The 15,131-nt window shown below is 40.7% G+C and carries 20 protein-coding genes; all 20 read left to right on the forward strand.

Annotated elements, in window-relative coordinates; all coding sequences use genetic code 11:
* Positions 1–73 precede the first annotated feature (73 nt).
* Positions 74–463, forward strand: a complete 390-nt coding sequence (locus DPF90_RS07360) for a hypothetical protein (RefSeq protein ID WP_114785688.1) — start codon at positions 74–76, stop codon at positions 461–463.
* The gene (locus DPF90_RS07365) at positions 460–1,911 is read left to right on the forward strand and encodes an EscC/YscC/HrcC family type III secretion system outer membrane ring protein (RefSeq protein ID WP_114785689.1); all 1,452 of its coding nucleotides are present in this window, start codon (positions 460–462) and stop codon (positions 1,909–1,911) included. The genes DPF90_RS07360 and DPF90_RS07365 overlap by 4 nt, the downstream gene beginning before the upstream one ends.
* Positions 1,912–1,923: 12 nt before the next feature.
* Positions 1,924–3,129, forward strand: a complete 1,206-nt coding sequence (gene sctD, locus DPF90_RS07370) for a type III secretion system inner membrane ring subunit SctD (RefSeq protein ID WP_114785690.1) — start codon at positions 1,924–1,926, stop codon at positions 3,127–3,129.
* A gap of 12 nt (positions 3,130–3,141) precedes the next feature.
* Complete coding sequence (locus tag DPF90_RS07375) at positions 3,142–3,330, forward strand: EscE/YscE/SsaE family type III secretion system needle protein co-chaperone (protein ID WP_114785691.1); 189 nt, start codon at positions 3,142–3,144, stop codon at positions 3,328–3,330.
* A gap of 34 nt (positions 3,331–3,364) precedes the next feature.
* On the forward strand, positions 3,365–3,709 hold the full coding sequence (locus DPF90_RS07380; RefSeq protein WP_114785692.1) for a hypothetical protein: 345 nt from the start codon (positions 3,365–3,367) through the stop codon (positions 3,707–3,709).
* A gap of 236 nt (positions 3,710–3,945) precedes the next feature.
* Positions 3,946–4,521 (forward strand): type III secretion system translocon protein SseB, encoded by a 576-nt coding sequence (gene sseB, locus DPF90_RS07385; RefSeq protein WP_114785693.1) that lies wholly within the window; start codon positions 3,946–3,948, stop codon positions 4,519–4,521.
* 38 nt (positions 4,522–4,559) lie between these two features.
* The gene (locus tag DPF90_RS07390) at positions 4,560–5,351 is read left to right on the forward strand and encodes a secretion protein EspA (protein WP_114785694.1); all 792 of its coding nucleotides are present in this window, start codon (positions 4,560–4,562) and stop codon (positions 5,349–5,351) included.
* A gap of 8 nt (positions 5,352–5,359) precedes the next feature.
* Positions 5,360–5,833, forward strand: coding sequence for a SycD/LcrH family type III secretion system chaperone (locus tag DPF90_RS07395; protein ID WP_114785695.1), 474 nt, complete (start codon positions 5,360–5,362; stop codon positions 5,831–5,833).
* Complete coding sequence (locus DPF90_RS07400; protein WP_114785696.1) at positions 5,826–7,271, forward strand: type III secretion system translocon protein; 1,446 nt, start codon at positions 5,826–5,828, stop codon at positions 7,269–7,271. The genes DPF90_RS07395 and DPF90_RS07400 overlap by 8 nt, the downstream gene beginning before the upstream one ends.
* 13 nt (positions 7,272–7,284) lie before the next feature.
* On the forward strand, positions 7,285–7,884 hold the full coding sequence (gene sseD, locus DPF90_RS07405) for a type III secretion system translocon protein SseD (protein ID WP_114785697.1): 600 nt from the start codon (positions 7,285–7,287) through the stop codon (positions 7,882–7,884).
* 61 nt (positions 7,885–7,945) lie between these two features.
* Positions 7,946–8,434, forward strand: coding sequence for a tetratricopeptide repeat protein (locus tag DPF90_RS07410; RefSeq protein ID WP_114785698.1), 489 nt, complete (start codon positions 7,946–7,948; stop codon positions 8,432–8,434).
* Positions 8,435–8,444: 10 nt separating this feature from the next.
* Positions 8,445–10,385: a lipopolysaccharide kinase InaA family protein gene (locus tag DPF90_RS07415; RefSeq protein WP_114785699.1), complete on the forward strand. Its 1,941-nt coding sequence runs from the start codon at positions 8,445–8,447 to the stop codon at positions 10,383–10,385.
* Positions 10,386–10,616: 231 nt separating this feature from the next.
* The gene (locus tag DPF90_RS07420; RefSeq protein WP_114785700.1) at positions 10,617–11,318 is read left to right on the forward strand and encodes a helix-turn-helix transcriptional regulator; all 702 of its coding nucleotides are present in this window, start codon (positions 10,617–10,619) and stop codon (positions 11,316–11,318) included.
* Between the two features lie 9 nt (positions 11,319–11,327).
* Complete coding sequence (gene sctF, locus DPF90_RS07425; protein ID WP_114785701.1) at positions 11,328–11,543, forward strand: type III secretion system needle filament subunit SctF; 216 nt, start codon at positions 11,328–11,330, stop codon at positions 11,541–11,543.
* Positions 11,540–11,845 (forward strand): EscG/YscG/SsaH family type III secretion system needle protein co-chaperone, encoded by a 306-nt coding sequence (locus tag DPF90_RS07430; RefSeq protein ID WP_114785702.1) that lies wholly within the window; start codon positions 11,540–11,542, stop codon positions 11,843–11,845. The genes sctF and DPF90_RS07430 overlap by 4 nt, the downstream gene beginning before the upstream one ends.
* Positions 11,832–12,140 (forward strand): type III secretion system inner rod subunit SctI, encoded by a 309-nt coding sequence (gene sctI / locus DPF90_RS07435; RefSeq protein ID WP_240314485.1) that lies wholly within the window; start codon positions 11,832–11,834, stop codon positions 12,138–12,140. Before DPF90_RS07430 ends, sctI begins: the two co-directional genes overlap by 14 nt.
* Entirely contained in the window at positions 12,137–12,871 is a 735-nt protein-coding gene (gene sctJ / locus DPF90_RS07440; protein WP_114785704.1) for a type III secretion system inner membrane ring lipoprotein SctJ, read from the forward strand. The genes sctI and sctJ overlap by 4 nt, the downstream gene beginning before the upstream one ends.
* Before the next feature lie 2 nt (positions 12,872–12,873).
* The gene (locus tag DPF90_RS07445) at positions 12,874–13,452 is read left to right on the forward strand and encodes a type III secretion system domain-containing protein (RefSeq protein ID WP_114785705.1); all 579 of its coding nucleotides are present in this window, start codon (positions 12,874–12,876) and stop codon (positions 13,450–13,452) included.
* The gene (locus DPF90_RS07450) at positions 13,449–14,111 is read left to right on the forward strand and encodes a type III secretion protein (RefSeq protein ID WP_114785706.1); all 663 of its coding nucleotides are present in this window, start codon (positions 13,449–13,451) and stop codon (positions 14,109–14,111) included. The genes DPF90_RS07445 and DPF90_RS07450 overlap by 4 nt, the downstream gene beginning before the upstream one ends.
* Before the next feature lie 2 nt (positions 14,112–14,113).
* Positions 14,114–15,127, forward strand: coding sequence for an HrpJ domain-containing protein (locus DPF90_RS07455; RefSeq protein WP_114785707.1), 1,014 nt, complete (start codon positions 14,114–14,116; stop codon positions 15,125–15,127).
* The last annotated feature ends 4 nt before the right edge of the window (positions 15,128–15,131 follow it).

Genomic DNA, 15,131 nt, shown 5'->3' on the forward strand with positions numbered 1-15,131 from the left:
TAAGGTGTTCACCTGATAGTCAGTAATCAATGAACAATTGATAATGTTTTCATAAACAGAAAAGAGGTTTTCAATGTTCGAACGTTTACTAGCGATGAGTTATATCGACACAACTGACTTGCCTGCAAATAGTCATTGGCAAGTTTCTTGTGCTGGTCGATTAGCTAGCTGTATCACATCAGAATACTATTTCACGTTCGGAATAATGATAACGCCTCCAACTGATCGCAGTTGGCTAAGGCAAGCAACACTTGTGTTGGCTGCTTGTGAACAGGGGTGGGACTGTGCACTTGAAAAGCGGGGAGAGGAGTGGGTTCTGTGGTCTTGTTACCCCAATGACCTAGATGATGAAGAACTTACTTCGTCCATACAGTTGCAGTTGGCATTAATCCATTATCTAGAACGAGATATGTTAAAAACAGCCGCAGCCAATAAACCTCGTATCTGGAGGAAAAAGCTATGAAAAAGTTACTATGTTGGTTATTGCTTTTGACTATCAATTTTGTTCATGCAGCACCGATTTCTTCAGTGCAATGGCAAGGAGAGCCCTTTGTTCTTTATAGCCGTGGCACGCCATTGAAATCGGTTATAGAAGATGTGGGCAAAAATTATGGCATTCCTATTGATGTTAGCAATCAAGTCACTGACACGTTTAGCGGCCAGATAAATGGAAAAACGCCTAAACAGATCCTTACCATGCTAGCTCAGCAATACGGCTTAGTGTGGTACTATGACGGTGACTTGTTGCATGTTTACAAGGCGAGACAAGTGACAAATGAAATCGTCTCGCTTTCATCTCTTTCAAATGATCAGGCAATTCGTTACATCGCTAAGGCTAACCTTTTGGATAAAGTAGCTTGTGAAGTTACCCCTATCTCAGGGCTTCGTGCAGTACAAGTTAATGGCGTTCCTGCTTGCGTTAGTTCGGTTACCAAATTTGTAAAACAGCTTGATACTGACTCGCAGCAACACGCTAAGTCACAAAAAGAGGTACGTATTTTCCCTTTAAAATATGCATCTGCAACTGACACTGTATATAGCTATCGTAGTCAAGACGTCACTGTACCCGGCGTCGTGTCGGTATTGAAGCAAATTGATCAGGAAGATAATTCTCAATCTAAAGAAGAAACAGCAAGCTTTTCGGCAGACTCGAGACAAAATGCTGTGATTGTAAGAACAAACAAGCAAGACATGACCATGTACGCGTCCTTGATTAAGCAACTGGATATTACGCCAACCATGATTGAAGTTTCGGTCACAATTATTGATGTTGATACTTCTGACTTCAACCAATTGGGAATTGATTGGTCTGCGGCTGCCAAGATTGGTGGGGGTAGTGTGACCTTCAATCAAGGAAGCTTAAGTAGTGATAATTTTTCGACTGTGATTGGTAACACAGGGAATTTTATGGTTAGGCTAAATGCCCTACAACAAAATTCGAAAGCAAAAGTGTTGTCTAGACCTTCTGTCGTAACCCTTAACAATGTTCAGGCAGTATTAGATAAAAATGTCACTTTTTATACCAAAGTTGAAGGCGAGAAAGTCGCTAAACTCGAGTCTGTCACAACGGGGTCTTTACTCAGAGTGACTCCAAGGCTAGTCAATGAAAATCATCATAAAAAAGTGATGCTGTCACTTAATATTCAGGATGGACAACAAGCTAAACCTTTTAGTAGCAAAGACCCATTGCCTCAAGTTGAAAATTCAGAGATTGCAACTCAGGCAACGTTAAGAACAGGAGAAAGCCTGTTACTCGGTGGCTTTGTTCAAGATAAAGATCATACCGTGGAGAATAAAATTCCGCTTCTAGGAGACATACCGTTATTAGGGGGGCTGTTTAGAAGTACTGATCACAGTAAACAGAGCGTAATGCGTTTGTTTCTAATCAAAGCTGAACCCGTTAATCAATAACGAGGACTGATTATGGAAGCAAGTATCAAACTTTTATGGCTTACAGGCCCAATGCAAGGGAGAGAGTTAAAGCTCCCTTCAGGGGAACTTTCTATGGGACCTAGTGGTGACATCATGGTCCCAATTGATCAACCCGATGCCATAAGCCTTAGCGTTGATGATAAAGGAGTGATGGTAAAGAGCAATGTAGCTACATGGGTTAATGGTAAAAGATCGAACCTTACAGAGTACTTACCTCTTGGCCAACCCATAGAATTATCTGGGGTCGGGTTTATTTTAGGCCACTGTGAACAAGAGTTAATTTGGCAAGAATTGCCTTCGCACTCAACTAAAAAATCCGGCCGCTTGAGCAACATCTTTTTGTTAGCAACCAGTTTAATCGCTCTGGCAACCATGTTATGTGTACTCATGCTTCCAGCCAAGGTTGAACCAGTATTTAACCCACGCTTATGGCTGCAAAGTCAGCTTAATGTGCCAGCGTTACATCAAGTAGACGCAAGTTGGGGGCCTGATGGAATTGTGACACTCACAGGGTATTGTGATAACTCTACCTCGATGGCTAGGCTAAAGGAAGGGCTCAAGCAACACTCTATCCGTTTTAATGCCAAAACAACCTGCACGGATAAGTTAGTAGGTAGCGTTGAGTCCGTTCTAAGTGCGAATGGCTATCAGAATGTCCATGTTTCACCTACTCGCCGCATGGGTGAAGTACGAATTTCAGGAGCGATTCAATCAGGTGAACAATGGGATAAGGTTACAACAGAATTGGAACAAATCCAGGGGTTAAAGCATTGGCAAGTGGCTAATGACATAGGAGGGTATGTTCAAAAGCTCATTGATGCACTCCGTGAACATAAATTATTAAATGGTGTAATGGTTGAAAGGCGGCAAGAGAGCATACTCGTTACTGGTCAAATCAATGACAATGTTCGTGGCCAAATATATCAAGTCAACAAAGATCTTATGACGAGTACAGGCCAAGTGGTTGATGTTAGGTTTGAGAATATTCCTATCAGAGAAAATTTAACTCGTTATTTATCCGGTCAGATAGTTAGTTTTGGTGGTAATGCAAGCCATCCTTTTGTTGAGCTAAGCAATGGCAGTCGACTTAATTTGAATAGCAAGCTTGAGAATGGCTATGTTGTTAGCCATATCGATTTAAAAGGATTGGACTTAAGCCGTGATGGTGAAGTCATCCATATACCATTCATTCTATAAATAGGAGGAATTATGGCACGTATTACCAACTTAGAGACATGTTTAAAAAATGACCCCCAGATCAAAGATGCGTTAATTAGTCAGTTAGATAAAGCCAAGGCAGAACTGATTAATGAGCCACATAAAAATATCCAAACATTAAATGGAGCCATTGACGCTGCAAAAGATGTCATTGGCATTCTAGCGAAACGTTATAAATAAACACACTAATTTATTACTTACCTAGGAGGTAATCATGGACACATTAGATGATATTAAAGCTGTGATGGAGGATTTAAACCATCGCAGGAGTGTGCTCGCAGCACAAATGAGAGAATTTCAAGAGCTTCAAGGTGAGATTCAAGTGTTGGTGGAACAATCAAGCCATGATCCTAAAGCCCGCGCCAAGCTCGAAAAGTTAAACCAAGCATTCCCAGAAGGGATTCAGAATTCTCAGCAGGCTATCATGTCAAAAGTCACTATGCTCGAAGAAAACTTTAAACAACTACAAGAAGGTTTTAAAGCAATAGGTGAGGAAGATAATGCAAGTGGAGAGGCTTTGTCTAAGCCTAAGAAAAAGAGATATAAAAACTATATGTGATTACTTATTTATATAGTTAAATTATTTACCGATGATATTTTTATTCATCGGTTTTTTTGTAAGTAAAACAATTTCAAATATCTGGTCATACCACTATTTGTTGGTTGGTCTTTATATTGGAAATAAAAAAGAGATCAATCATTTTATTATTCAAATACAAACTGAGATGCTAAATAGTGAACTTCCAATTTAGAACCCAGCTTGTAGTAATAATCTAGAAATTAGAGGAATATATTATGGCTGTTAATCTTTACGATACATCAGGTACCCAAGGTACCAGCATCATCAACTCACAACAAAGTGAAGATATAAAAAACACTATAGCGTCTAGGGGGGACTGTGTACTCTCAGGTGGTATCGCTGTGCTTTATATGTTTATGAACCTGCTTTCTGAAATGGCGAATGCAAAATATAGCCAAATGCAGCAAAAATCAGACGTTTCTCGTACTGCTCAAGACATGGCAAACCGAGTGGATGAAAAAGTTGCCGAAGCTGCAAAAGAAGGTGATAAGGCCACCCGTGAATTACCTCAAGATGTTGTCAATTATATGCGCGACAATGGCTTTAAAGTCGATGGAAAAACTATCGATCAATATTTGAAAGAAAATGGAAACCATCTTGATCAGGGTAAGTTAAAAGCCGTAAAAGCATCCTTGGAAACAGTGTCAAATCGAGCATCTGACTTTGTATCTCAATCGCAATTGCAGTTGCAGAAATTAATGCAAACTTACAATGTAACAGTGAGCTTATTAAATAGCATGCAAACAATGCTAGCAGAGATGAATAAATCAATAGCGCAAAATATTCGATAATTTTCGGCAAATATATTAATTGATAATAGGGGGTTTTTATGCTTCAAATTGATCAAGGCATTAATACTCCTTTGTCAGTAAATAATGACAAAGTTGAGTTAAAAAATGCAATAGATGGTGACTGTGTATTATCTGGCGGTGTGGCTGTTTTATATTTGTTTATGAATCTACTGTCTGAACTAGCAGATGCTAAATATAGTCAAATGCAAGCTAAAGCAGATGTTTCTCGTAATGCACAAGATATGGCGAATCGCGTTGATGAAGTGATAGCTCAAGTGGCAAAAGAAGGCGATAAGGCAACAGGTAAAATTCCTCCAGAGGTCATTAAATATATGAAGGATAATGGCTTTACTGTTGATGGAAAGTCAATTAGCGAATACCTAAAAGCCAATGATCCTTCTGCTAGTTATCTTGAGAAACTCAAAGCAAAAATTAACGAATGTGGTCCAGAAGGCATGCAGTCATACAGTTGGCAAGACGTCGTAACATACATGGACCAGCACGGCATTAAAGTCGATGGGAAAAGGGCTTGCGACTACATATGGGGCCTACCTGAGGTCGGCTACATGTCAGGCCAAAGAGTGAGTAAAGCTCATATGCAGCATATTGCAAATGCGCTAGAAGCCGCAGGAGGTTTAGATCAAGGTAAGCTGAAAGCGGTGAAGTCAGCCCTCGAAACTGTATCAAACCGAGCGTCTGACTTTGTATCTCAGTCACAGCTGCAACTGCAGAAAATTATGCAAACCTACAATGTCACCGTTAGTTTGCTTAACAGCATGCAAACCATGTTGGCAGAAATGAATAAATCCATCGCACAAAACATTCGCTAGGAGGAATTATGGAACAAAAAGATTTTGAGACATTGCAGACATTCCTCCACCAAGGTGGTTCTTTAAAAATGTTAGCGGATGTCGATGAGAAAGATTTGGGCCTTCTTTATCGTTACGGTACACAACTAATGAACTACGGCGATTATGAAGGTGCCAAAAGAATATTTTACTTGTTGATGAAAATTGACCAGTGGAACTTCGATTACTTTTTTTCCTTAGGTACATGCTGTCATCAGCTTAAGGAGCATGAAGAAGCCATTTTTTGCTTCGGTCGTTCTGGGATAATAAGAATCGAAGACCCACGTAGTCCCTATTTTGCGGCGATAAACTATCTCGCGGTCGGAAACAAAGATTATGCGGTTAAATCCTATAAGGCAGCCGTTAGAGTTAGTGAATGCCATAAAGATGGCAAATGGGATGAAGTAGCCGTGAAGGCTAAACAAGGTTTAGCTCAACTTGTTCAGGAGGTGTCCCATGACTAGTGTTAACTTCAATACTCAAACCTCAGTGGGATCAACCTCAGATGTTGAGCGCCTTGAAAATACAAAACAGGCCAGATCACGTTTCCCTTCCTCTGGTTCTAAGGAAGGCTTAGTAGATGTTATTGAAAATGGAAATGATGTTAAGAGAAACGTAGTAAGTTCTGATGCAGCTAGCCAGGCGCTGCAACGAGTACTATCAGCATTTCATAAAGATGACAGTGCGACCATCAGCCAGCTTGAAAAGGCTTCGATGAACGATATGGTGCTTATGTCAGCGAATTTAGGCTTAAAAACCTTTGGCGATACGGCAAATGCCGCAGCGAAAGCTGCTAGGCTGATGACGGATACTCAAGCAGTACTTCGTGACCAGCAAGTTAAAGAATTCCAAGATCAATTAAGTAAACGCATAGAGCAATCTGAAAAGGCGCAGAAAGGTGGAATATTTGGCGCAATCTTTGACTGGATTGTTGGTGCAGTGGAAGCTGTCATTGGTGTATTTAAACTCATAGAAGGCGCCGCTCGCGTCGCTGTTGGGGATGTAGTCGGTGGTGCCATGGATATGGCGAGTGGTGCAGCTTACCTAACTGCTGGTATTGCCGGTATGGTCAAAGCTGCTGCTGAAACCGCAATCTTGTGTGGTGCCGATAAGGAAAAATGTCAGCAAGTTATCGATGTTGCAGGAAAAGTTCAGCTTGGCGCTGAAGTTGTCGCAATGGCACTGGATATTTTCCAAGCCGGTAGAGCTATTTCAGCGACACGATCCATAGCCAAAGGAACCGAAACTGCAATGCAAGAAGCGGCCCCTAAACTGGTTGAAAGTATTGCAAAAGGATCAACACAAGAAGTCACTAACATTGCTCAACAAGTTGGTAAACAAGTATCTGAACAAGTCGCAGAACAAGTCAGTAAACAACTGATGAGTGGAGTGAGCAAAGGCGTAGAGCAGGTGGCAGAACGTGGCGGTCAAATCGCCAAATCACTTGCAAAAGCATTTAGTGAAGAAGCCATTCAGCAGCTAGTGACCAAATCTGTAGAACAAGCAGCTACTAAGGCTATTGAGAAGGGCGTGCAAATGACCGCCCAAGAAATTACCAAACAAGTAACAACTGCAGTGCGTAATGAGGTGATAAAAACAATCATTAAAGCATGCACTTACACGTCACTTGATTTGATTCGCGCTTCAGCACGCTCAGGTACGGCAATTACTAGTGGGATTGTGACTGAAGAAAAAGCCAAACTCCAAAAGCAGATTGAGGAACTGATTTTAAAACAAAATCTCATGGAGTTTTGCTATGACTGGTACGACAAAGCCAAAGAGCAGCAATCCAAAACAATTAAAGACTTAGTCGATAAGCAAGGTGACTCTTTAGATGGCGCAACAAAAGTTATCAATGAGTCCGGTATGTTACAAGCTCGCATTGCGACTTCAGCAGTGTAGCTAAGGGGGATTTATGACTGGAGAAGTTCAAAATAATACTGCAACTCAAACAGCTGATTACGTTACCAATAATTCAGATTATGGCCATGATGTATCGGGAAGCGAAGCAATGGACGCAATCTCGCAGCTAAATGAATTGATTGTGAAGTTAGCTGAAATATTTAAAAAACTCAGAAACATCTTACAAGAGTACAATCAAAAGCAACAATTGCTTGGATGGGACGTGCAAAAAGCCTCAATGGACTCAAAAAGAGATTCAATAGAGAGTGCTTTTGAGTCTGCCGCATGGGCTGGAGGACTACAGATTCTCTCTGGTGTCATAGGGATGGCCGGGGTTGGTGCAACCGGAAAATTTGGTGAAGGTGCTACCCATTTAGGTCAGGCTCTTGGTAAAGGGGTTGATGGTGTCGGTTCAACGGTTTCCGCTTCAATGACAAAAGATGCAGAAATGGAAAAAATGGATGGGGAATTTAAAGCAATGAATTCTCAGAATTATAACAAGAATGTGAATGAACTGAGTGATAAAGCTCGTCAGATCTCTGATCAAATGCGCTCTCTCGTTAAAGAGCTCGTCGAGCTCCATGGACGTATCACCTCAGCTGTACGCAATTAATATCAACCCCTAATGTGAGAGCGCCATGCAAATGGTGTTCTCAACACAAAATGGAACCTCTATGATGAATACCGATGCCTTTTCAATCGATGCTAACCAAATTAAAAAATCAATAGAGAGTGTGATCAATGGTCACCAGACATTAGCTCAATTGAACAATATTGATGAAGGAACTTTAGTCCATACCTACCAAGGTGCTTTAGAAGAATACCACAGTGGCAATATGGCTGAAGCTATGACTCACTTTACATACCTTGTTATGAATGATCCTTGGCGTAGAGAGTATTTGTTTGGCTTAGCCTCAACCTTACATGCCCTAGGGCAATTTGAAGATGCATTGATATTTTATGGTTACGCCACCTTGATGGATGCATGTGATGCTGGTGTTACATTCAGAATTGGCCAGTGTTATTTATCACTCGATAAGCCGAACGAAGCATTAGATGCTTTACGAACAAGTGTTACGCAAAGTTTTTTACCCCCAGAGCAGCCAGAAATAAGGCAGCTTGCTCTGTCGCTTTTGGATGAAATAAATCAGTGTAACTTATAGGAGCAAAATAATGGTTACGACTCTAGATGTCTCGAGCTCTGGACTATCTCAAATCAGTAATTTTCCTGATGTTGATGCATCAGAAACTCCTAAGCTTGGTCAATTTGATGCTTCTCATGTATCTCTACCTGCACCTTCAGACCCTGTAAATAATTCCTATCCAGAAGAATCCACATCTCCTTTAGAACCTCATCAGTCAAACACGAAACAGCTAATAGAAAGGTCTACGATCTTGTATCAGCAGGCTGAAAAAGCGGGGATTGATGTAGCTAAGAGTACGTTTTTCAAAGAATTATTTAATGTTGCTATTGCTGGTGTTGGACTTGGGCTAGCAATTGCCGCAACCGTTATTAGTGGCGGTTTAGGTATACCGCTGACGGCAGCGGCTGGAGTGGCGTTTGCCCTCGCAGTCTCTGATGCAGGATGTGCTGCTGCAAACTGGTACAAAGCCGCACATGGAGAGCAAGGTTTAAGAATGGGGGGAGATACACTATCGAACCTTGTTTATGCGCTTTTGGATAAAATGGGATTGCAGGATGATCGAGCTGAGTTTTGGGCAAGAGCAACATCGGCAACGCTTAGACTGGGTTTGACGATAGGAACCCTCTATGCGGGTACTGTTTCGATTCCCTCAAACCTCGGTGCAGCAACCAGTGCAATATCGACAGCTAAGCTTATAAAAGTAGGGACTTCTGCTACAGGTAATGAAATACTAGGATTCAATCTGGGTAGCAACAAAATTATCCATGATAGGGTTAAAGCTGAGCTTGAAAGTCATAAAAAAGACGTTGAAGATAATCTTAATAGTTCTTTAATAGCGAATAAAGACGCTGCACATAAAAATGATTTGACTAAAATACAAGAGGCTAGGGAGGCTGAACGTCAGCAGTGGGAACAAAAGATAAGCGATGTACAACGACAACTCGATAGTGATTTTAAAAAGATGACTGATCAGGTCGAAAAGCTTAGTAGCAACCTAAAGTTCGTAGAAAATGAGAAACAGAATGCTAGTGAAAAAGTTAATTCTCTAATGGCTGAAAATATACGCCTTAAGAGCGAGATAGAGGCTTTGATGGCTCTTCAAGCAACAGAGCCTAGTATGAAGAGCAAGCTCTCCGGCTACTTATTACAAGACCACAAAATCGAAAATCCTAGAGTTGATAGCCTCAAAGACCTGGAATATGCTTTTGGCGGAAAAAATAAGGAAGTTAATAAACAGCACGGTTATCTACATGCGATAACTGAGACAGGAAAAAAAGATTTTGCGTTAGAGGCTGGGTTAAGTAAATACTGCGCGGGTAAGACAGATCTTGAGGCTATAGTCTCATTACAAAAGCCAGTTGCCGGTTTGGATAAGAGTATCCAAGGTGATTATGCTCAATTTGATCTTTACGATGAAAAAGTGAAGACAAGTGAACTTGTCAAATACATTGGTTCACAAGATATCCAATTGGGTACGCAGCAAAAACAACAGCTTGCAAATCAGTTAATTGATATGTTGAAAGTGTTGTTTACTAACAAGGTGTCTCATCGTGACCTGCATATGGAGAATATTTTGGTTCGAGAGCTGGACTCTCAATTCTTCACACAGTTGATAGACTTTGGTCGTACGGTTTATGGGGAGCAAGACTTTAGTAAACATAAATACGATGACATTAAATACCTATTTAACAAGGAAGGAGCGCACCTTGGGGAAACCGTGGGAAGAAATGTATTTGCTCCCGCACTTTCTGCGCTAAGTACCAAAAATGAGGAAATACGAGAAAAACACTATCCGTTGCATAAGCTTATCAAGCAAGGTAATGAAACGAAAAGTGTTGCTGATGATCTACAGAAAATTGGCAATAGAATTATCGAAAGGCTAAAAGCTAATGAGGATGTAGACAAGGTTTTTGGAGACGCTCAGCAAGCAGTTTCCGGTTTGATCCTAACGGCTGATACAAATCGTTAATACGAATTCGTTTTCGATGTAACTAATATATGCATGCCCTCGTATCCCACGAGGGCTTTTTCATTTAGAAGTATTCCTTATAAAGTAAGGATTAAATGATATTTGGCAAATAAGAATGTCATCCTCCTTCTTATTTCTATTTATAAGTCATAACTCAGGTGAAGACCTGATACCAGATATTGCTTGACCTTGGCAAACTAACTCTAGGCTCAGAAATAAAAGGTTGTTGATATGAAAGCATTACAAGTCGTATTGTTCAATAAACAAGGTCATATCGATTATCAAGGTCAACGTACGGAAATAGACGCCAATCAACTGGTTATGGTGACAGAAGAAGCTGAAATACACGCAGCAAGCCGCGGTGATTGGATGAGCATCTTTTTTTATCCTGGTGAAATATGCCAAATCTATCATTTGCTTACAGATCTGATCAATCAGAATTATGTCGATGATCGCACTTTGAATAAATCAGTCAAAGCAGTGCCTATTTTCGACGAACTTGTGAATGTGATTAAGCAATTACACAAAGTCAGTAAGACTGTAATGCTTCGTTTCGTTTTTACCTATTGCCTAGAAATGGATAAGCCGTACTTTTCAAACTTACTAAATCAATATGCCGACCCCAATGACAAGATATTTGAATTTGTAAATAAACACCTTTATGAGCAATGGTCAGTGACACGATATGCAGAACTGCTACAGATGGACGTGACTAAATTAAATACTGCGTTTTACAAATATTATGGCCAGTCGACAAAAGCATGGATCACTGAACAACGTTTAACTTACGCAAAGCAAACGATCCTAGAAACAGATCGAAAAATAGCGGATGTAGCGTTCGATGCAGGCTTTAGCAGCCACTCTCATTTTATAGGGGCATTTAAAAAGCGCTATCACTGCAGTCCCTCAGATTTACGTGCAGGAAGAAGGTAGGAGTTTGTTATGGATCTGAATTCAATTATCAATGAGTTATCTCTTAAGTCTGCCCAATCCGCGCAAGATATAAAGGCCAAGATGACTCAGGCTGACCCTAATAACCCAGATGAAATGTTAAAGGCCCAGTTTGCCGTGCAGCAATATTCAAATTTTATGGGGTATGAGAGTGCTTTGATTAAAGCGGTCAAAGATATGGTGCAAGGGATTATTTCAAAGATATGAAAAAATCAGATAAACAACTTCTTGTAGAAGCAGCGCTCGCAGCAGCCAATCATCGACTTGAGAAACAGGCACTTTGCATTGTAGAGGCATTTCCCTATTTGATCGATGATGACGAAGACAGGTGTATTTGTATCAGTTTAATTTACTTTGCATTAGACAAAAGGTCCAAAGCGATACGAACACTTAACGGATTGAGTTCCCCCCGGGTTGAAGGGCTACGGTTTCTTTACGCGTCATCTGCAGATAGTGCAGATACCAAAACAATATGTTCATTGATTACTGGAGGTCATGATGGAGATTAGTGCAATCGCGAAAGCAGCAGTTGATGCAGTGGAAAAAAAAACTGAATCAGTTAATCCAGATGAAATGTTAGTAGATAAATTCAGTCAGCTGATGAAACAGGGAGTCAATGAAACGTCAAAATTAAGCGAACTCGTTGACGTTCAACCAAACTCAGATTCCTCAGTGGGTATTTCGCCTGAACAAGCTATTGAGAGCCAGAAATTAATTACACAATCGCTAGTAGAAGTCGATCTAGCGGCTAAAACAGCAGGCAGTCTCTCTCAATCGATCAACAAATTGGTGACAATGCAATGAAGAAATATAAATGGCTCACTCTAATGTTAGCGCTTTTATTGTCGGGCTGTAAGGTGGAACTTTACCAAAACCTCCCTCAATCAGAAGCTAACCAAATGGTAGCATTATTAATGCTTAATCACATCGACGTGAACTCAGATATTGATACTAAAACCGGAAAAGTAACGTTAAAGATAGAAAAAGATCAGTTTATCAATGCAGTAGAACTACTAAGACAAAATGGCTACCCCAAAGCAAACTATGTTGATATTGAGCAACTTTTTCCATCAGGCCAACTGGTCTCTTCTCCTGCTCAAGAAGAAGCGAAAATGAGCTACCTAAAAGAACAGCAGCTAGAACGAACATTATCAAATATGGACGGTGTGATTAGTGCACGTGTTTCCATTGCTCAAAATGTTAAAAGTGCATCAAGTAGCCGTGCTAACACAACAGATAAGTCTGCTGCTGTATATATAAAGTACTCACCAGAGGCAAACTTGAGCAGCTCTGAAACACAAATCCGTAATTTGATTAAAAATGCAGTTCCGGATCTCCAATATGAAAACATCAGTTTGTTTCTACAACCTGCTGATTTTCGTTATCAACCCGTAGTGCAACCGAGCTCTACTTCTGGCTGGGGGGACATTCAAAATTGGATTACGGCCAATAAAACGCCTGTAACAGTCGGTTTGGGAAGTGTATTTATTGCTGGCGTTGCATGCTTGGCCATAAGACGTAAAAGGGAAGATTAACTATGGCAATAGACGTTATTCAATTAAACAAGACTGTACGTAACATAAGCCCCAGACTTCACTCTGAGTGGTGGAAGAAGTTAGATCTAGAGAATTGGAAAGACCTAGCAACAACGAATGATTTAGTTGAACAACGACTTGATAACGCAATCCTAAGCCGCTTTGGACTTGAACATTTTTGGCTGACAGAAGATCTAGAAATTATCCAAAGATGGCTATCAGTGATAAATAAACTTCCAGTTTTATTGGTAGCCACCGGATTAATCACTCAAAACTGCCCAGATTATATATGGGATAGCCAATATAGAGAAGTTATGCAGAAGAGGTTTAGCCAGACTCAGCTTGAACAGCTTATTGCATTGTGGCCACACGCAACGCATCCACCTCAATGGTTGCCAGATACCATGCTATTTAAAGCAGAGTCTTATTCGGCTAGTGCTTTGTTTGAGTATTGGAGTGGACACGCTTTTGGGAAGATTTTGTCACTGAGTTTACCTGTAATGGAAATACCTAATAAAGTATCTCAGATTGAAGTAGAGAACGTTATTAATTGGATGTTCAGACTGGAGAAATTCTTATGAGTCCATTCTTTATTTCAGCTATATGTTGTGAGCTTAAAAAAGTGGGGGACACAGCCTCAAGACAAGCGATTGAGTCGGCTGTGCGTTCTTCGAATATTGAGTCTAAAGCTCGTACTCGAATCGCTACAATTTTACGCCGTGCACGGCTCAAACGAGACAACGCGCATAAACATGCGGAAAAAATAATACAGGAAGCGCATAACGAAGCTAGGCAGTTACAAGAAGAATGGAAAAAAGAAGCTCGACAACAGGCCGCTAGTGACGCTGTAACTTGGTTGTTAGACAAAGAAAATATCGAACGGAATTTGATTGACAGCCTTAAAGAACGAATCCGACAGCAAATGCGAACAGTAATCGAAAAATGGTCAAGTAAGCAAGATATTAGTCAATTTATGATCAAAAGACTAACCGACCAGGTTGCCCAACAGAGTAGCCAACATGACCTAACACTCTTTGTTCCACAAGAGCTCTATCCAGTAATGGAAGATGCATTTGGAGAGCGATTACAGGTTAAGATCAAGTCCGAACTGCATGATGCTCAAGCTGAGCTTTCGTCTGAATCTTTAGTAATTCGACTAGATTTAGATTTGCAATTACAGCTGTTGCTTGATTCTTTTTCAGAAAATAGAGCTTTGAAACAGATTGCCAGTGGAGATTAACAATGAGAGTCGATGCAAACATGCATGCGGAACTTCATGCCTTTTCACAGACCCAAACGAACTCAGCAATTACGACTGAATCGACAGCATCTCTTGCTAGTGCTGCGCTTGCAGAAGTAAGGCAAGAAGCCCTAGAAGAAACAATGGAAGGTTTGAGCCTTGGCCTGAGCAGCGTGATGAAAAAACTCAGCTTGGAGGATAAGTCTAAAGATCTGAAGCTGAATAGTATGGAGCAGGTTCTCCAGCAAATGGACAAGATGGCACTTGAATCAATAAACCGTATGACTGAACAATTGTCTCAGCTTAAAACAGCGAGCCAAATTCTTACAGCATTGGACCAGTCGGGCTTGGATAGAGGAAAAATTGCATTGATTTTGACCTCTTTACTTAGCTTTAAAGGTCTATCCTCTGCAATGAAAAAAGAACTCAAAAAGCGTTTGAGCGAAATACTGGATGAAGAAGGTATTGAGCTTGAAGTTATTGCGGCTTCTGAAGGTATGAATATTGACAAAGAAGGTCTTAGAGCGCTTCGGCTGCTGTATCAGAATGCAAAACGAGGAGAGCAAGGCTTAGCCCATTGGTTTGACTTACTAAAAAAACACAAAGATAGGCGTCAATATATCCGTATTCTTATTCGTTCTATGTCTGAACCACTTGATGAAGGTCAAAAGCGTGATGATATGGCGATGGTCGCTGCAGCAATAAAGGATCTGAAACGATTACTGCTTTTTTTGACTTTTGAAGATCATTGCGGCGCTTTAGCACGCGCTATGGAGTTAGAGCATTCATCTGTTATGTCCATCACAATTGAACTACTGGAACAATCGTGGGTTTATCCTGATGCGTTATCGCTCATCATAGAACGACTAGGGCTACTATATGAACGTAAAGTTGTTTTCTTGCGCCGATGGAAAGATCTGATGGCAGTGATGTCGCCAGCATGTTACCGCGACCCGGAACAAAAAGAGCATATTCAGGAAGCGATGTTAGAACTTCTAGATCGTTGGAATGAATGATCAG

The sequence above is a fragment of the Vibrio tetraodonis genome (assembly GCF_003350295.1).
Lineage (GTDB): Bacteria > Pseudomonadota > Gammaproteobacteria > Enterobacterales > Vibrionaceae > Vibrio > Vibrio tetraodonis.